The sequence below is a fragment of the Achromobacter sp. ESBL13 genome, assembly GCF_036668755.1.
Classification (GTDB): Bacteria; Pseudomonadota; Gammaproteobacteria; order Burkholderiales; family Burkholderiaceae_B; genus Achromobacter.
Genome location: NZ_JAZEVT010000002.1, coordinates 642,113 through 659,680 on the forward strand (window position 1 = coordinate 642,113; position 17,568 = coordinate 659,680).

A 17,568-nucleotide genomic window follows, 5' to 3' on the forward strand; every position below is an offset into this window, starting at 1 on the left:
AACAAAAGGCCGCGGCAATGCGCCGCGGCCTTTTGTAGGGCTGATCCCTGTATGGGTATCAGCCGCCCAGCTTTTCCTTGAGCAGGTCGTTTACTTGCTGCGGGTTGGCCTTGCCGCGCGCGGCCTTCATGATCTGGCCCACCAGCGAGTTGAACGCCTTTTGCTTGCCCGCCCGGTACTCTTCCACGATGGCCGGGTTGGCGGCCAGCACTTCGTCGATCATGGCGCCAATGGCGCCCGTGTCGCTGATCTGCTTCAGGCCGCGAGCGTCGATGATGGCGTCCGCGTCGCCGCCGTTCTCGCCGGCCCACATGGCGCCGAAGACTTCGCGGGCGATTTTGTTGGAGATCGTGCCGTCGATGATGCGGCTGATCAGTGCCGCCAGCGCCGGCGCTTGCACCGGCGATTCGGCGATGGTCTTTTCGTCCTTGTTCAAGGCGGCGGACACTTCACCCATGACCCAGTTCGCGGCCAGCTTGGCCTGGCCGGCCGGCAGGGCGTTGGCCACTGCCTGGAAGTACGCGGCCAGATCGCGGCTGACGGTCAGCTGGGCGGCATCGTAGGCGGGCAGGCCGTATTCCGATTCGAAGCGGGCGCGCTGTGCGGCCGGCAGTTCGGGCATGGCGGCGCGCACCTCATCCACCCAGGCGCTGGAGATCACCAGCGTGGGCAGGTCGGGGTCGGGGAAGTAGCGGTAATCGTGCGCGTCTTCCTTGCTGCGCATGCTGCGCGTTTCGTCGCGGTCGGCGTCGTACAGGCGCGTTTCCTGCACCACCGTGCCACCGTCCTCGATCAGTTCGATCTGGCGGCGCGCTTCGTAGACGATGGCGCGTTCCAGGAAGCGGAACGAGTTGACGTTCTTGATCTCGGTGCGGGTGCCGAACTCTTTCTGGCCAACCGGGCGCACGGACACGTTGGCGTCACAGCGGAACGAGCCTTCCTGCATGTTGCCGTCGCAAATGCCCAGCCAGACAACCAGGCTGTGCAGCGCGCGCGCGTAGGCCACGGCTTCGGCCGCCGAGCGCATTTCGGGCTCGGTCACGATTTCCAGCAGCGGGGTGCCGGCGCGGTTCAGGTCGATGCCGCTGGCGGGCGAACCGTTGGCCAGCGTGAAGTCGTCGTGCAGCGATTTGCCGGCGTCTTCTTCCAGATGCGCGCGCGTCAGGTTGATGGTTTTTTCTTCTTCGCCGACGAAGAACGACAGCGAGCCACCCACCACGACGGGCAATTCGTACTGGCTGATCTGATAGCCCTTGGGCAGGTCGGGGTAGAAGTAGTTCTTGCGCGCAAAGACCGAGCGCGGCGCGATGGTCGCGCCCACCGCCAGGCCGAAGCGAATGGCGCGTTCAGCCGCGCCCCGGTTCATGACCGGCAGGCTGCCCGGCAACGCCAGGTCGACCTCGTTGGCATGCGTGTTGGGCGCCGCGCCGAATTGCGTGCTGCTGCCCGAAAAAATCTTGGAGTCGGTGGAAAGCTGGGTGTGCGTTTCCAGGCCGATGACGATTTCCCAGTTCATTATCTGTAGTTCCAATCAGTAGAGCCGCGGCTGCGATGCCAGCGGCCCCGGGCCGCCCCAGGCGCCGGCAGCCCCTTTCGGGAGCCTCGAGCGCAGGAGGCGTGGGGGCATCATCACAGCGGGGACCGCTTGTGCCAGTCCGTCACTTGTTGGTAGCGGTCGGCGATGGCCAGCAGCCTGCCTTCGTCAAAGTAATTGCCGATGATCTGCAAGCCCACGGGACGCTTGCCGTTGTCGCCGCCAAACCCGCACGGAATCGACATGGCGGGCAAGCCGGCCAGGCTCACGCCCAGCGTGTAGACGTCGGCAAGCCAGTCGGCGGTGGGGTCGTCGCGGTTGTCGCCGATGTTCTTGGCGACCGACGGCGTGACCGGGCCCATGATGACGTCGCACTGGCCTGCGTAAGCGCGCTGGAAATCCTGCGCGATCAGGCGGCGCAGGCGTTGCGCTTGCAGGTAGTAGGCGTCGTAGTAGCCGTGCGACAGCACGTAAGTGCCGATCAGGATGCGGCGCTTGACCTCGTCGCCGAAGCCTTCGGCGCGCGAGCGGCTGATCATCTCGTTCAGGTCGCCGTACTGCTCGGTGCGGTGGCCGTAGCGCACGCCGTCGTAGCGCGCCAGGTTGCTGGACGCTTCCGCCGGGGCAATGACGTAATAGGCGGGAATGGCCAATTCGGTGCGCGGCAGCGACACGGGCACGCGAACGGCGCCCAGCGCTTCGAACTGCGCCAGCGCGGCTTCCACCGCGGCGGCCACGTCGGCTGCCAGGCCGGCGCCGAAATATTCTTCAGGCACGCCAATGCGCAGGCCTTTCAGCGGCTGGCTGCCGGCGCCGTCGAACGCGGTTTGCGCGGCGTCGAAGTCGCGGCGCACGCGGCCCGGCTCGTTGACGGCGCCATCGCATTTTTCAAGGCTGGTGGCATCGCGCGGATCGAAGCCGCTGATGACATCCAGCAGCTCAAGCAGGTCGCGGCTGCTTTGCGCCAGCGGGCCGGCCTGGTCCAGGCTGGAGCCGAACGCCACCATGCCGTAGCGCGACACGGTGCCGTACGTGGGTTTGATGCCGCTGACGCCGCACAGCGCGGCGGGCTGGCGCACCGAACCGCCGGTGTCGGTGCCGGTGGTGGCCGCCACCAATCGCGCGGCGACCGCAGCGGCCGAGCCACCGGACGAACCACCCGGCACGGCCGCGTGGTCCCAGGGGTTTTTCACCACCCCGTACGCCGAGTTCTCGTTGCCGGAACCCATGGCGAATTCGTCGCAGTTGAGCTTGCCGATGGACACGGCGCCCGCCGTACCCAGGCGTTCGACCACGGTGGCGTCGAACGGGCTGACGTAACCGTCCAGCATTTTGCTGCCGGCGGTGGTGCGCCAGCCACGGGTCACGAACGCGTCTTTGTGGGCGATGGGAACGCCGGCCAAGGGGCCGGCCGAACCCGCGGCCAATGCGGCGTCGGCGGCGCGCGCCTGGGCCAGCGTCAATTCAGCGTCAATATGTAAAAAGCAATTCAGGCCGCTGGCCGCATCGGCGGCCGCCAGGGCGCTTTGCGCCAGTTCGACGGCGCTGACCTGGCGTTGGGCGAGGGCCGCGCGCAAGGCGGCGATCCCCTCGAATTGGGTATGCAAGGCGGGTTTTGTCATGGCTTAATCGAGGACTTTGGGGACCAGGAACAAGCCTTCCTGGGCGTCGGGGGCGTTGGCCAGCAGCGCCTCGCGGCGTGTTTCCGAGCTGGCCTCGGTCACGGCGTCTTCACGCAGGCGCAGCACGATGTCCTCATGGGCGGACAGGGGGTGGGCCAGCGGTTCGACGCCTTGGGTGTCGACGGACTGAAGCCGTTCGATCAAGTGGAGAATGCCGTTGAGTTCGGCCTGCGCAAGGGTGCGCTGGTCGGGGGTCAGTTCGATTCTGGCCAGCCGGGCAATGCGGGCCACATCTGTGTCATTGAGCGCCATAGGGATTGCAAAATCGATAAGCGAAGGCCGAAGGGCGGGACCGGGCAGTATGTATGCGCCGATCCCGTTACAAAGCTTGAATAGCCTGCATTTATGCGCTATTTCCGGTGAAATTATAAGTTATGATTCACGGTTTAATCGCCGTGATGACAGGCGGACCCGACCTTTTTCGGGCCAAACGCCCCATGGCATGAACCCAATTCCCCCCAGAATTTAGCTGAGCTCCCATGTTCGGATTCCTGCGCAGTTATTTTTCCAGCGATATGGCGATTGACCTCGGTACCGCCAATACGCTGATTTACGTCCGCGGCAAGGGCATCGTGCTCGATGAGCCCTCCGTGGTCGCAATCCGTCATGAAGGCGGGCCTCACGGCAAAAAGATCATCCAGGCCGTCGGCCACGAAGCCAAGCAGATGCTCGGCCGAGTTCCCGGCAATATTGAGGCCATTCGGCCCATGAAGGACGGCGTTATCGCCGACTTCACGGTCACCGAACAGATGCTCAAACAGTTTATTCGCATGGTGCACCCCCGCAACATGCTGGCTCCCAGCCCGCGGATCATCGTCTGCGTGCCTTGCGGTTCCACCCAGGTCGAACGTCGCGCCATCCGTGAATCGGCGTTGGGCGCGGGCGCTTCGCACGTGTTCCTGATCGAAGAACCCATGGCCGCGGCCATCGGCGCCGGCCTGGCCGTGTCCGACGCCAGCGGCTCCATGGTCGTCGACATCGGCGGCGGCACCACCGAGGTGGCGGTCATCTCGCTGGGCGGCATGGTCTACAAGGGTTCGGTGCGCGTGGGCGGCGACAAGTTCGACGAAGCCATCGTCAACTACATCCGCCGCAACTACGGCATGCTGATCGGCGAACCCACGGCTGAACTGATCAAGAAGGAAATCGGCTCGGCATTTCCGGGTTCCGAAGTCCGCGAAATCGAAGTCAAGGGCCGCAATCTGGCCGAAGGTGTGCCGCGCAGCTTCACGGTCTCGTCCAACGAGATCCTGGAATCGCTGACCGACCCGCTGAACCAGATCGTGTCCGCGGTGAAAATCGCGCTTGAGCAGACCCCGCCGGAACTGGGCGCCGACATCACCGACAAGGGCATCGCCTTGACCGGTGGCGGCGCGCTGCTGCGCGACCTGGATCGCCTGCTCCAGGAAGAAACCGGCTTGCCCGTCGTGGTGGCCGACGATCCCCTGACCTGCGTCGTGCGCGGTTGCGGCGAAGCGCTGGAACACCTTGAGAAACTGGGCGCCATCTTCATCAACGATTAATACCGCCCGCCAGCCCGGAGCCCCGCTTTTTTTCGGCTCCGGCCGCTGCGGGGGCTTCGGACGCGGGCGCCCGGGCTGAGATTCATGCAACGACAAGGGACCCCCCCTTTATTCAGGCGCGGCCCACCCGCGGAGGTGCGGCTGGTCGTCCTGGTCGTCCTGGCGTTGGCCCTGATCATCATCGATTCGCAATGGCGCATGCTTGAACCGGCGCGCCGTACGATCGCCGTGGCGCTTTACCCCTTCCAGCGCGCCGTCATGGCGCCGCGTGACCTGGTCCAACAGGTCAACGAATGGGTCAACGCGGCCAATCTTATCCGTAGTGAAAACGAAGCCTTGCAGCGTCAGCGCATCGAGCTGGCCCAGGTGGCGTCGCACGCTGCCCAGTTGGCCGCCGAAAACGCCCAATTACGCCGCCTGCTTGGCGTGACCGATACCGTGGCGCAATCGGCCGTGGTGGTCGAAGTCATGTACGAACCCACCAATGCGTTCACGCAGCGGCTGGTGTTCAACAAGGGCAGCAAGGCCGGCCTGGCGCCGGGCATGCCGGTGATCGACGAAGGCGGCGTGGTCGGCCAGATCGTGCGCGTAACGCCGATGACGGCCGAAGCCGCGTTGGTCACCGACGAGCAGGTGTCTATCCCCGTGCAGCTGCTGCGCAATGGCTTGCGCCTGATTGCGTTCGGCGGCAATTCGCCCGGCAAGATGGAAGTTCGTTACCTTGCCGCCAATGCCGACATCAAGGAAGGCGATACTATCGTCACCAGCGGCGTGGGCGGCTTGTTCCCCGCCGGACTGCCCGTGGCCAAAGTGACCTCGGTCGAACGCGACACCGCCTCCGGTTTCGCTCGCGCCGTGTGTGAACCGCTGGCCCATCCCGAACGCTATCGCCACTTCCTGGTCTTGCAGGTGGATGTGGCGCGCGCCGAGTCCAACCGTCAGGAGGTCGATTCCGGTGGATCGGACTAATTCTTCGCAACCCAGGCGCCGCCTGGGTACGCCCAGCAACGTGCACCCCGACCGGCTGTCCGGTCCGGCGCACGGCGTGTTCGTGTGGGGCACGGTACTGCTGGTGTGGCTGGTGTCGTTGCTGCCGTGGCGGCTTTGGCAGGGCGCGCCGGACGTGCTGCTGCTGATCATCGCCTTCTGGTGCGTGCATGAGCCGCGCCGCGTCGGCCTGTTCACGGCGTTTTTCTTCGGCTTGCTGATGGACGTGCACGACGCCGGCATGCTGGGCGAACACGCGTTGTCCTACACGCTGGTCGCCTATGGCGCCGTGGTGCTGCATCGCCGGCTGCAACGGTTCGACCTCTGGAGCCAGGCGATGCACATGCTGCCTGTGTTCTTCGTGGCGCGCTTCCTTACGCAGATCATCCATGCCTGGGTCGCGGGCAAGTGGCCGGGCTGGGATTGGTGCATCAGCGTGGCCATCACGGCTGCCCTGTGGCCGTTGGCGGGTTGGGTCCTGCACCTGCCGCAGCGCGGTGCCGACGACGCCGAATCTTCCTCCGCCTGATGGCGGCGTCGCGTCATGTTTGAATTCAAGAAAACCGGCCAGCAGCAAAAGCAGCGCTTCCGCCTGCGCGCGTGGGTGGGCGGCGTGTTCGCCTTGCTGTGCTTTGGCGTGCTGGTGGGCCGGTTCTGGTATTTGCAGGTGGATCGCTACGAAGGCCTGTCCGAACGCGCCGATCGCAACCGCATCGCCGTGGTGCCGATTCCGCCGAGGCGCGGCGAGATCCTGGACCGTAACGGTGAAGTGCTGGCGCGCAACTACCGCACCTACACGTTGGAAGTCGTGCCCGCTCACGCCGGCAACATGAACGAATTGTTCGAACGACTGACCGAAGTGGTCTACATCAGCCCGACGGACCAGCGCCGCTTCAAGCGCCGCGCCGCCGAATCCAGCCGCTACGCCAGCCTGCAACTGCGCAACAACCTGAACGAAACCGAAGCCGCCTGGTTCGCCGCGCACGCCTTCCAGTTTCCGGGCGTGGAGTTGCGCGCGCGCTGGGTACGCGAATATCCGCAAGGCGTGTCGGCCGCCCACGTGGTGGGCTACATCGGCCGCATTGCCGAAGGCGACAACGAAGAGCTGGAACGCGCCGGGCAACTGGGCAACTACCGCGGCACCGACGTCATCGGCAAGAAAGGCATCGAGAAAACCTGGGAAGAGCAGCTGCACGGCCGCACCGGGCTTGAAGAAGTGGAAGTCACGGCGGGCGGCCGGCCGATGCGCACGCTGCGGCGCATCGACCCGGTGCCCGGGTCCGACATCATGCTGTCCATTGACCTGGGCCTGCAGAAGGTGGCCGAGGAAGCGTTTGAAGGACAGCGCGGCGCGCTGGTGGCCATCGACCCCGACACGGGCGAAGTGCTGGCCTTTGTGTCGCAGCCGTCGTTCGACCCGAACCTGTTCGTGGACGGCATCGACGTGGACAACTGGCGCATGCTGAACGAATCGCCCGACCACCCGCTGATCAACCGCCCGCTGTACGGCACTTACCCCATCGGGTCGACCTACAAGCCCTTCGTGGGCCTGGCCGCGCTGGAACTGGGCAAGCGCCGCGCCACGGATCGCATCTCGGACCCTGGTTACTTCGAATTCGGCGGACAGAAATTCCGCAACGCGGGCGGCGCGGCCTACGGCATGACCGACATGCACAAGGCCATCGTGGTGTCGTCCGACACGTATTTCTATTCGCTGGGCCCCGAGATCGGCGTGAACGCGCTGCACGACTTCACCAAGCAGTTCGGCTTTGGCCAGATCACCGGCATCGATCTGGAAGGCGAAAAGCGCGGCGTGCTGCCGTCCACCGACTGGAAGCGCGCGGCCTACAAAGACAAGGACCGTCAGCGCTGGTACGCGGGCGAAACCATTTCGGTTGCGGTGGGCCAGGGCTATAACGCGTTCACCTTGTTGCAACTGGCGCAAGGTACGTCCACGTTGGCCAACAACGGGTTGTTTCGTCGGCCGCACCTGGTGCACGCGGTGCGCGACCCGCGCAGCGGTGTGGCCAAACCCACCGAGTCCACGCCTGACTACCGTATTCCGCTCAAGCAGGCCAATGTGGATGTCATCAAGAATGCCATGGCGGACGTGGTGCGGGCGGGCACCGCACGCCGCGCGTTTGCCAATGCGCCGTACCAAGCGGCCGGCAAGACGGGCACCGCGCAGGTGTTCAGCCTGCGTGGCGGCCATTACCGCGCCAGCGCCATTGATGAACGCCTGCGCGACCACGCGCTGTTCATGGGATTCGCACCGCTGGAACACCCGCGCATCGCCCTGTCGCTGATCGTCGAGAACGCCGGCTGGGGCGCCAGCGTGGCCGCACCGGTCGCGCGCAAGGTGTTCGATTATTGGCTGGCCAAGGACCGCCAGGACAAGATCGTGCGCCCCGAGCGCGCCGACCCGCTGGCCTCGGTTGAAACCATTACTTCTGACGTGGTGCGCCAACAATGAAGCGCCTGGGCCTTATCCTGCTACGCGTCTTCACGGCGTTCGACTGGCCGCTGCTGGCCATCCTGATGATGTTCGCGGCGCTGGGCCTGACCGTCATGCATTCGGCCGTGGGCGGCACGGACTGGCGGTTCGCCGAGCAGTCGCGCAACTTTGTCATCGCGTTCTTCGCGATGTGGATCATGGCCTTGATTCCGCCCAAATGGCTGATGAAGCTGGCGTTGCCCTTCTACGTCGTGGGCGTGGTGCTGCTGTTGGGTGTGGAGTTCTTTGGTGAAACCAGCAAGGGTGCAACGCGCTGGCTGAACCTGGGCGTGACCCGCATCCAGCCGTCCGAGATGATGAAGATCGCCGTGCCGATGATGCTGGCCTGGTATTTCCAGCGCCACGAAGGCGCTGTGCGCATCCGTGACTTTCTGGCCGCTGCCGCGATGCTGGCCGCGCCGTTCGGGCTGATTGTGCTGCAACCCGACCTGGGCACCGCGCTGTTGGTGTTCGGCGCGGGTTTCTTCGTCATCTATTTTGCGGGGCTGTCGTTCAAGCTGCTGGTGCCCGTGATGCTGGCCGGCATCATCGCCATCGGCACGCTGGTGTATTACGAAGACCAGCTGTGCGAGCCGGATGTAAGCTGGGTGGTGCTGCACGATTATCAAAAGCACCGCGTGTGCACGCTGCTGAACCCCAGCTCGGACCCATTGGGCAAGGGCTTTCACACTATCCAGTCCATGATCGCGGTGGGCTCGGGCGGCGTGTATGGCAAGGGCTACATGAAGGGCACGCAGACCCACCTGGACTTCATCCCCGAGCGCACCACCGACTTCATCTTCGCCGTCTACGCCGAGGAATTCGGCCTGTACGGCGGCATTGCCATCCTGGTGCTGTACGGCCTGATGATGGCGCGCGGGCTGACGATCGCGTCGCGGGCCGCGTCACAGTTCGGGCGGCTGCTGGCCGGCGCCCTGACAATGATGCTGTTCATCTATGTGTTCGTGAACGTCGGAATGGTCACGGGCATCCTGCCCGTGGTGGGGGTGCCCTTGCCATTCATGAGTTACGGCGGGACGGCGTTGTTCACCATGGGCATCGCGTTCGGCATCATGATGAGCATCAGCCGGCATCGTTCGGTGAAGGCCTAAGGCCTGAGGCCCGAGGCCGGATCCGATATCGGAGCAAGGCGCGCTGCCCGGCCTGCGGCAACGCGCCTGTTCCGCTTAGCCGGGCAATGCGTCCGGCACGCCCAGCTCAACCGCCAGCGTCGTCAGCCCGTCCCAGATACGGCTGTCGAACTCGATTGAATCCGCATTGACGGCGCGGTTGCGCGCTTCGTACTCGCCCGGATACTGCACGCTTTCCACGCCGGGTTGCGGCTTGCAGGCGTGCAGGTAATCAATGAACGCGCCGACTTCCATCGACCGCCAGTCGGTATTGAAATCCACCTGGGGGTCCAGCAGCAGCGCGAACATATTGTTCGTCGCCACGCCAATGCGCGGGTGCTGCGGCTGGATCGTGCCGCCGCCGGACAGCACGCCCGCCAGCAACTCGGCCACGAGGCCCAGCGCATAACCCTTGTGTCCGCCGAACGGCAGCAGGGCGCCCGGCGGGTCGGCGAACAAGGCATTCGGGTCCGTCGTGGGGTTGCCCTCGGCATCGATCAAGCACCCGGGTGGGGCCTTTTCGCCCTTGGCCGCCAGCACGCGCGCGCGGTTCACGGCGATTGAACTGGTCGCCATGTCCACGATGAACGGCGGGCGGCCGCCGGGCAGCGGGCCGGCAAAGCACAGCGGGTTGGTCGTCAGGCACGCCTGCGCGCCGCCGAAGGGCGCCACGGTGGGCGAGCGGTTGATCACGTTGGTGAAGGCCAGCAGGACCAGGCCCTGTGCAGCCACCATTTCGCCGAAGTGGCCCATGCGGCCCAGGTGATGGCTATGGCGCAGCGTCACGATGCATTGCCCGTGTTCCTGCGTGCGTTCGATGGCCTTTTCGATGACGACCTTGCCCACGTACTGACCCAGGCCGTGATGGCCGTCATAGGCCAGCATGGCGCCACGGTCATTGACCAGCTCGGGCCGGCCGTCGGCCCGCGCCAGTCCTTCGGACAGCACGCGGCGGTAGTTCGTCAGGATGGACAGGCCGTGGCTGGTGTAGCCGACGCGGTCGGACTCCACCAGGTGTTCGGCCACGTCGCGCGCGATATCTTCCGGCACGCCTTGCGCCATCAGCACGCGGCGGCCGTATTCATTGGCTTGGGCTAAAGAGAGTTTCATGATGCGCACTCCTTACAGCCAGCCAAGCCAGCGCCAGTAGGTCATGCCCATCAGCAGCATCAGCAGGTAGCCCACGATGGTGACGATGATGCCGACCTTGGCGAATTGCTTGGCGTTGAAGGTTTCCGTACCCAGGCACACCATGTTCTGCGGCGCGTTGATCGGCAGGATGAAGCCATAGCTGACGACAAAACCCAGCAGCATCGTCATGCCCAGCCGGCTGAAATCGCCCGGCAGCGTGGCCAGCACCGAAATCAGGATGGGCAGCATGGCCGACGTCAGCGCGGTGGCGCTGGCAAAACCCAGGTGGATGACGATCAGGAAGGCGGCCAGCACGGCGAAGATGGCGAGCGGACCCAGGTGATCCAGCCCGGTGTGCGCCACGACCTGGTTGCCCAGCCATTGGCCGGCTTGCGTCGTCAACAGGGCAGTGCCCAGGCTGATGCCCACGCCGAACACGATCACGGTGCCCCATGGGATACGTGATTGCACGTCCTTCCACGTCATCACGCCAAAGCGCGGCAGCATCAACAGAACCAAGCCGAAGTAGGTGGTCGACGTGGTGTCGAACTTGTGCAGCTTGCCTTCGGTTGACCAGAACAGCAGCAGCATGATCGACACGGCCATCAGGCGCTTTTGCGCGCCGGTCATCGGGCCCAGTTCAATCAGCGACTTTTCGACGGCTTCCTTGCCCCCGGCGATGCTGTCGCTTTCCGGCGGCAGCAACTTGAGCACCACCACGATCAGCACGGCCGACATGATCAGCGACCACGGTGCGCCCGCGATCAGCCAGTCCGACCACGCCACGCGTTCGCCCAACATCTTTTCCATGAAGCCGACCGTCAGCAGGTTTTGCGCGGCGGCGGTCTGGATGCCCACGTTCCAGATGCTGGTGGCCTGCGCCACGATGATCATGATGCCGGCGGCGATGTTGGAGCGCTTGTCCACGCCGAACGCGGCGATGACGCCCATCATGATCGGCACCACGGCGGCGCTGCGCGCGGTGGCGCTGGGCACCACCAGGCTCAGCACGATCGTCACGGCGATACATCCGATCAGGATGCGCCGCGTGCTGGTGCCCACCCGCGACAGCGTGACCAGCGCAATGCGCCGGTCCAGCCCGGTAAAGGTCATGGCGGCGGCAATGAACAAGGCGCCGGTCACCAGCGCCAGCGCCGAGTTGGCAAAGCCGGTCAGCGCCATGCTGATGGCGGCAGACGTGCCGTACAGCACGTTGGGGTCTTTGATTGTCGGAGCCGTGCCCAACAGGAAAGCCATCAGCGTCGTGATCATGATCGCGCTGGCTTCGTAAGACACGGCTTCGGTAATCCAGACCACCACGGCGAATGCCAGGATCGCCAGCATGCGGTGTCCCGCGACCGGCAGGTCGGCGGGCAGGGGCATCAACAATACCCCGATCATCACCACGAAACCGGCGATCAGTCCGATGGGAATTTTTGCTTTTTGGGGTGCCTGCGAGGCAGGGACGGCGGCTGGCGCGGTCATATCCATCTCCGGTTGAGGTCAAACCGTCGACACACTTCCCGCGAGCACGGGTTTATTCAATTCTATGTGTCGACGCTACAGGACGATCGTGACGGCATTGAGGAAAACCCGCATTGATATGGATCAAACCGATAAGGATTTCGGCTTGAGTAAACCCATCCGGCGCATTATGCTCGCGCGCCGTGTTGCGCCGCAAGCACGCCAGGGCGCACCGCGCCGGCAATCATCCCAGCGCCAGGCGCAGTTGTTCGTCCAGATGCAGCGTGGGCGCCACCCGCCAGCCGCTTTGGGCATAGCGCAGCCAGCGTCCCAGCACCAGATGCGTCAGCAGGCTGGCGTGCGCGGCCACATTGGCGTCGGGGGGCAGCCCGCCATCGGTGATCGCAATGCGCAGCGACTGCTTCAGCGACGTTTCGATGCGGTCATTGATGTGGTTGATGCGCTCTTGCAGCCGGTTGTCTTCCGTGACCAGCGCATCGCCGGTCAGCACGCGTGTCATGCCCTTGTTGCGTTCGGAGAACGTCAGCAGCATGGCCACGGTCTTGTGCGCCTGGGGCACGCCGTAGGGCTCCACGGTGGCAATCTGGTTGACCAGCGTGAAGATGCTGGTCTCGATGAATTCGATCAGCCCTTCGAACATCTGCGCCTTGCTGGCGAAGTGCCGGTACAAGGCGGCCTCCGACACCTGCAGACGCGCGGCCAGCGCCGCCGTGGTGATGCGGGATGCGTGCGGCTGCTCCAGCATTTCGGCCAGGGTCTGCAGAATCTGGGTCTTGCGCTCGCCGGGTTTGCTCGCCATGGAAGGGACTGCTCTCGCGCAGGCTTGACGGTGAAGGGGGGGAGGGGAGGAGCGCGCCGCTATCCCCGCAGGGGACGCCGGCGTAACAACAAATCACTGACGGAGTTTACCCGCAAGTCGACATAGGGCGGACGATGCGAACGACCGCGCGAGAAGGGGGTGCCGGGGTGATACACGTGCACGGTACGCACGCCGACGCGGCGCGCGCCGCGCAGGTTGGCCAGGGTGTCTTCGACCAGTACGGCGCGGTGGGCGGGCACGCCTTCGCGGGCCAGCACATAGCGCAACAGCGCGGGCGACGGCTTGGGCCGGAATTCGCCATGCAGCCGCATATGTTCGATGGCCCACAGGCTGTCGAACTGCCGCAGGATGCCCAGGCGTTCCAGCACGGACCGCGCGTAGCGCAGCGGTGCGTTGGTCAGCAGTACCTTGCGGCCGGGCAACTGGCGCAACTTATAGGCCAGCGCCTTTTCGCCACGCACCAGCGGGTTGACGTCGAAGTCGTGGCTGCGGTGCAGGAAGTCGTGCGGGTTGACGCCGTGGTGGCGCACCATGCCGATCATCGTGGCGCCGTAACGCTGCCAATACTTGCGACGCAGGTCGTTGGCGGTGTCCACGTCCACGTTCAGCGCCTCGGCCACCGCCATGGTCATGCCCAGGTCGATCTTCGGGAAGATGGCGTGCGAGGTGTCGTGCAGCGTGTTGTCCAGGTCAAACAGCCACAGGCGTTCGGAAACGCCCGTGGCCATGCGGCGCGAGCGGCGCATGCGCACCGCCGGCCGTAACAGCAGACGTTGAGCTCGCATCAATGCGAGCTGATCATCGTGCCCACGCCTTGGTCGGTCAGGATTTCGAGCAGCAGGCAGTGCGGCACGCGGCCGTCGACGATGTGAACGGAGTTAACGCCGTTCTTGGCGGCATCCAGCGCCGACGAGATCTTGGGCAGCATGCCGCCCGAGATGGTGCCGTCGGCGAAGAGTTCGTCGATGGTCTGGGCCGACAGGCTGCGCAGCAGCTTGCCCGCCTTGTCCAGCACGCCTGGGGTGTTGGTCAGCATCAACAGCTTTTCAGCGCCCAGCACTTCGGCCATCTTGCCGGCGACGACGTCGGCGTTGATGTTGTAGGCGGTGCCGTCTTCGCCATAGCCGATGGGCGAGATCACGGGAATGAACTGGTCGTCTTGCAGGGCCTTGACCACAGCCGGTTCAACCAGCGTGATGTCGCCCACGAAGCCGATGTCGATGGGTTCGGCGGGGTTGTCCTTGTTGGCCATCAGTTTTTTCTGAGCCTGGATCAAGCCACCGTCCTTGCCGGTCAGGCCCACGGCCTTGCCGCCGACCTCGTTGATCATCATGACGATGTCTTGCTGGACCTGGCCGCCCAGCACCCATTCGACCACTTCCATGGTCTCGGCGTCGGTCACGCGCATGCCCTGGATGAAGGTGCCCTGCTTGCCGATGCGGCGCAGCGCGTCGTCGATCTGCGGACCGCCGCCGTGCACCACCACCGGGTTCAGACCCACCAGCTTGAGCAGCACGACATCGTGCGCGAAGCTGCGCTGCAAGCGCTCTTCCGTCATGGCGTTGCCGCCGTACTTGACCACGATGGTCTTGCCGTGGAATCGTCGGATATACGGCAGTGCTTCAGACAGCACAGCGGCTTTGACAGCGGGGGACGAAACGGCAGCAGGGTCGGGGGTGTCGGTCATGGCAGCTAAGTCGGCAAATAAGTATGAGTGGTTAGAAAAAATGCCTGCACAACATCGCGTTGGAAACGCGGTAGCGCAAGCATACGACGGATTGTAGTACCCACGCGTTTCATATGCCTAAAACCCATGTCCATATGCCCGACAAATAACCGGCATTCAGGTAAATTGGGGCGTTTTCGAGACGCGAGGCCCCCGCAAAAGGGTGGCAAATCCGCACCGGTCGGGGCATCAGCCCCCATTTTCTTTCCATAAAAGAGGCAAGCCATGCGTTTGAACATCGTCCGCGCCGCCCTGGCGGCATCGGCCTTCCTGGTGGCGGCCAACGCTGCCCATGCAGAAAAAGTGGTGGTGGGCGCCACGCAGGTCCCGCACGCCGAGATCCTGGAAGTGGTGAAGCCGCAGCTGGCAAAGCAGGGCGTCGAGCTGGACATCAAGGTGTTCAGCGACTACGTGCAACCCAACCTGCAATTGGTAGACAAGCAGCTGGACGCCAATTTCTTCCAGCACAAACCGTATCTGGACACGTTCAACAAAGACCGCAAGGCCACGCTGGTGCCGGTCGCGCTGGTGCACGTCGAGCCCTTCGGCGGTTATTCCAAGAAAATCAAGAGCCTGGCCGACCTGAAGGACGGCGCCACCGTCGCCATCCCGAACGATCCGTCCAATGGCGGCCGTGCGCTGGTGCTGCTGCAAAAGCAGGGCATCATCAAGCTGAAGGACGCGTCCAACATCCTGGCCACGGCCGCCGACGTGGTGGACAACCCCAAGAAGCTGAAATTCCGCGAGCTCGAAGCCGCCATGCTGCCGCGTTCGCTGGACGACGTGGACCTGGCGCTGATCAACACCAACTACGCGCTGGAAGCCGGCCTGGTGCCCACAAAGGACGCGCTGTTCATCGAAGGCGCCGATTCGCCCTACGCCAACATTTTGGTCACGCGTTCCGACAACAAGGACGCAACCGGAATCAAGAAGCTGGTCGACGCGCTGCACTCGGCGGACGTGAAGAAATTCATTCAGGAAAAGTACAAGGGCGCCGTCATTCCGGCGTTCTAAGCCTGAGAGGCGGCTCCTGGTTCCGTTCCGGGTTCCAGCTTGCCCGCCGGGCGAATGGTTCCGGGTGGCCGGATATGAATCATCGCCAATGGATCACTGCCAATAAAAAACCGCCCTTGTGGGCGGTTTTTCATTGAAGCCGGGAAGGTCGCAGAGCCGGCAATCAGCCCGCCGCCAGCGCCTTTTCCACGGTGGCGTGGAATTCAGCCACGTCGTATTCACCCAGGTAGCGCTTGATGATGTGCCCCTGCTTGTCGATCAGGAAGGCAGTGGGCGTCAGCCGGATGTCGCCAAAGGCGCGCGCGATGTCGCCCTTGGTGTCCAGCGCCACGGGGAACGGCAGCTTGCGCTGGTCCGCGAAGTTCAAGACGAAATTTGGCGGGTCGTAGTTCATGGCGACCGCGATGGCCTCGTAGCCCTTGGCGGCGTATTCCTTATAGGCGGCGATGGTTTCCGGCATCTGCTTCACGCAGGTGACGCAGCTGGTCGCCCAGAACTTGACCAGCACGACTTTGCCGCGCAGGTCCTGCATCGAGAAGGTTTTGCCTTCCAGCGTGGTGAACGAGACGTCGGGGGCCGTTTGCGCGGGGCGCCAGACGAACCAGGCGCCGATACCGACCGCCACCAGGACGGCGAGGGCTACGATGGCTTTTTTCATTTGATGGGCATGGCTTCAACGCCATTGCTGCTACCGGCCGCGTTGTTGTCGCTGGGTGCTGCGCCGGCGCCGCTTTGAATAGGCGCTTTGGTTTCTGTGGAGGCGTCCCGGGTGCTGCTGTTGGACAGCCGGATGGCTTCTTCGCGGCTGATGGTCTCGAACAGTTTAACCACCTTGGCCACGCCGCCGACATCCGCCGTGGCGTTGGCGGCGTACTCGCCTTCGGCCTGGGTGACCTTGCCCATCAGGTAGACGACGCTGTGATCGGTGGTCAGGGCGATGGTGCCCGACGGCACGTACTTGGTGTTGATCAGCGCGGTCTTGACCTTGGACGTCAGCCACGTGTCGTTCGAACGCGTGCCGAACGAGGCGATGGGGCCGACGTTCAATTGGTTGATGACCTGTTTGACGTTCTCGACGCCCTGGGCGATGGTGGTCGCTTCGGCCTTGGCCTGCTCCGTGGGCACATCGCCCGTCAGCAGCAGGTGGCCGCCATAGGCCATGGCGTTGACGCGGGCGGTGTCGCCCAGCTTTTGCGAGATCTGGCTTTGCGCCTTGAAGGCCATGTTCTGGTCTTCAAGCTGGATACCGGAAGTGCGGCGGTCCGTGACCACGACCGCCGTGGTGGCGGCCGCGCCGCCTACGATCAGGGGCGCGCAGGCCGTCAGCGAAAGCGCCGCGGTGGACAGCGCCGCGGCGAGCATCAGGGGGCGAACTGCGGTTCTGACGTCAGAAATCATTCGGTGTCTCCAAGCAAAAGAGCGTCGATGCCGTCGCACAGCGCATGCAGCAGCAGAATATGGACTTCCTGGATCCGCATGGTGCGGTCGCTGGGAACACATAGATGGACGTCCATCGGCGTGATGAGTTCCCCCATGACGCCGCCGCCCTTGCCGGTCAGGGCCAGCACGTGCATCTCGCGCGAGCTGGCGGCTTCCATGGCGCGCACGACGTTGGGCGAATTGCCGCTGGTGGAAATCGCGACCAGCACGTCGCCGGCCTGACCGAACGCGTTGACCTGGCGTTCGTAGATCTCGTCAAAGCCGTAGTCGTTGCCGACGGCGGTGAGGATCGAGGTGTCGGTATTAAGCGCGATGCCGGCCAAGGGCAGGCGTTCGCGTTCGAAGCGGCCCACCAGTTCGGCGATGAAATGCTGCGCGTCGGCCGCCGAGCCGCCGTTGCCGCAAGCCAGAATCTTGCCATTGTTCGCCAGGGCGCCGAACAGCACGTCGACCGCCACTGCCAGCGGTTCCGCCAGGACGTTCATACTTTGTTCGCAAGCAGCCATGGCGTCGCGAAAGTGCGACGTCATACGAGAGGTCATATCCATGGGCGCGATTATCTCACGCGGCAGTCGCGCTGTTCTGTCCAGGCGTAACGACTG

The 17,568-nt window shown here is 64.3% G+C and carries 17 protein-coding genes; 6 read left to right on the top strand and 11 right to left on the bottom strand.

Features of this window, described 5'->3' with window-relative positions; all coding sequences use genetic code 11:
• Positions 1-58 precede the first annotated feature (58 nt).
• The 3 genes from gatB to gatC form a co-directional block, all read right to left on the bottom strand.
• On the bottom strand, positions 59-1,516 hold the full coding sequence (gene gatB, locus V6F88_RS11775) for an Asp-tRNA(Asn)/Glu-tRNA(Gln) amidotransferase subunit GatB (protein ID WP_046803058.1): 1,458 nt from the start codon (positions 1,514-1,516) through the stop codon (positions 59-61).
• Between the two features lie 113 nt (positions 1,517-1,629).
• Positions 1,630-3,156, bottom strand: coding sequence for an Asp-tRNA(Asn)/Glu-tRNA(Gln) amidotransferase subunit GatA (gatA, locus tag V6F88_RS11780; protein WP_332609661.1), 1,527 nt, complete (start codon positions 3,154-3,156; stop codon positions 1,630-1,632).
• Positions 3,157-3,159: 3 nt separating this feature from the next.
• A complete protein-coding gene (gene gatC / locus V6F88_RS11785; protein ID WP_046803060.1) occupies positions 3,160-3,468 on the bottom strand; it encodes an Asp-tRNA(Asn)/Glu-tRNA(Gln) amidotransferase subunit GatC in 309 nt (102 codons plus the stop codon).
• 227 nt (positions 3,469-3,695) lie between these two features.
• On the opposite strand from gatC, the gene V6F88_RS11790 reads away from it, so the two are divergent.
• The 5 genes from V6F88_RS11790 to rodA all read left to right on the top strand — a co-directional run bounded on the left by V6F88_RS11790 (position 3,696) and on the right by rodA (position 9,332).
• Entirely contained in the window at positions 3,696-4,739 is a 1,044-nt protein-coding gene (locus V6F88_RS11790) for a rod shape-determining protein (RefSeq protein ID WP_006216320.1), read from the top strand.
• Positions 4,740-4,823: 84 nt separating this feature from the next.
• Positions 4,824-5,708: a rod shape-determining protein MreC gene (mreC, locus tag V6F88_RS11795; protein ID WP_039882480.1), complete on the top strand. Its 885-nt coding sequence runs from the start codon at positions 4,824-4,826 to the stop codon at positions 5,706-5,708.
• Positions 5,695-6,255: a rod shape-determining protein MreD gene (gene mreD / locus V6F88_RS11800; RefSeq protein WP_006216318.1), complete on the top strand. Its 561-nt coding sequence runs from the start codon at positions 5,695-5,697 to the stop codon at positions 6,253-6,255. The genes mreC and mreD overlap by 14 nt, the downstream gene beginning before the upstream one ends.
• A gap of 15 nt (positions 6,256-6,270) precedes the next feature.
• A complete protein-coding gene (mrdA, locus tag V6F88_RS11805; protein ID WP_332609664.1) occupies positions 6,271-8,199 on the top strand; it encodes a penicillin-binding protein 2 in 1,929 nt (642 codons plus the stop codon).
• A complete protein-coding gene (rodA, locus tag V6F88_RS11810; RefSeq protein ID WP_332609666.1) occupies positions 8,196-9,332 on the top strand; it encodes a rod shape-determining protein RodA in 1,137 nt (378 codons plus the stop codon). The genes mrdA and rodA overlap by 4 nt, the downstream gene beginning before the upstream one ends.
• A 75-nt stretch (positions 9,333-9,407) precedes the next feature.
• Here the strand turns inward: rodA and V6F88_RS11815 are convergent, their stop codons facing one another.
• The 5 genes from V6F88_RS11815 to argB all read right to left on the bottom strand — a co-directional run bounded on the left by V6F88_RS11815 (position 9,408) and on the right by argB (position 14,473).
• The gene (locus V6F88_RS11815; protein WP_332609667.1) at positions 9,408-10,460 is read right to left on the bottom strand and encodes an Ldh family oxidoreductase; all 1,053 of its coding nucleotides are present in this window, start codon (positions 10,458-10,460) and stop codon (positions 9,408-9,410) included.
• A gap of 12 nt (positions 10,461-10,472) precedes the next feature.
• Positions 10,473-11,966, bottom strand: a complete 1,494-nt coding sequence (locus V6F88_RS11820; protein WP_332609668.1) for a DASS family sodium-coupled anion symporter — start codon at positions 11,964-11,966, stop codon at positions 10,473-10,475.
• A 223-nt stretch (positions 11,967-12,189) separates the two neighbouring features.
• Positions 12,190-12,765, bottom strand: coding sequence for a nucleoid occlusion factor SlmA (gene slmA / locus V6F88_RS11825; RefSeq protein ID WP_332609670.1), 576 nt, complete (start codon positions 12,763-12,765; stop codon positions 12,190-12,192).
• Between the two features lie 59 nt (positions 12,766-12,824).
• Positions 12,825-13,571 carry a pyrimidine 5'-nucleotidase gene (locus V6F88_RS11830; protein ID WP_104142624.1) on the bottom strand — a complete coding sequence of 249 codons (747 nt, stop codon included), beginning with the start codon at positions 13,569-13,571 and terminating at the stop codon, positions 12,825-12,827.
• Positions 13,571-14,473 (bottom strand): acetylglutamate kinase, encoded by a 903-nt coding sequence (gene argB / locus V6F88_RS11835; RefSeq protein ID WP_006216311.1) that lies wholly within the window; start codon positions 14,471-14,473, stop codon positions 13,571-13,573. The genes V6F88_RS11830 and argB overlap by 1 nt, the downstream gene beginning before the upstream one ends.
• Before the next feature lie 264 nt (positions 14,474-14,737).
• On the opposite strand from argB, the gene V6F88_RS11840 reads away from it, so the two are divergent.
• A complete protein-coding gene (locus V6F88_RS11840; protein ID WP_332609671.1) occupies positions 14,738-15,526 on the top strand; it encodes a MetQ/NlpA family ABC transporter substrate-binding protein in 789 nt (262 codons plus the stop codon).
• A gap of 163 nt (positions 15,527-15,689) precedes the next feature.
• Here V6F88_RS11840 and V6F88_RS11845 read toward each other — a convergent pair whose 3' ends face one another.
• From V6F88_RS11845 to V6F88_RS11855, 3 genes are read right to left on the bottom strand one after another with little or no spacing between them, the layout of a single operon-like run.
• Entirely contained in the window at positions 15,690-16,184 is a 495-nt protein-coding gene (locus tag V6F88_RS11845) for a peroxiredoxin family protein (RefSeq protein ID WP_046803068.1), read from the bottom strand.
• Complete coding sequence (locus V6F88_RS11850) at positions 16,181-16,924, bottom strand: BON domain-containing protein (protein ID WP_332609674.1); 744 nt, start codon at positions 16,922-16,924, stop codon at positions 16,181-16,183. Before V6F88_RS11850 ends, V6F88_RS11845 begins: the two co-directional genes overlap by 4 nt.
• On the bottom strand, positions 16,921-17,514 hold the full coding sequence (locus V6F88_RS11855; protein WP_006216307.1) for a phosphoheptose isomerase: 594 nt from the start codon (positions 17,512-17,514) through the stop codon (positions 16,921-16,923). The genes V6F88_RS11850 and V6F88_RS11855 overlap by 4 nt, the downstream gene beginning before the upstream one ends.
• Between the last annotated feature and the right edge of the window lie 54 nt (positions 17,515-17,568).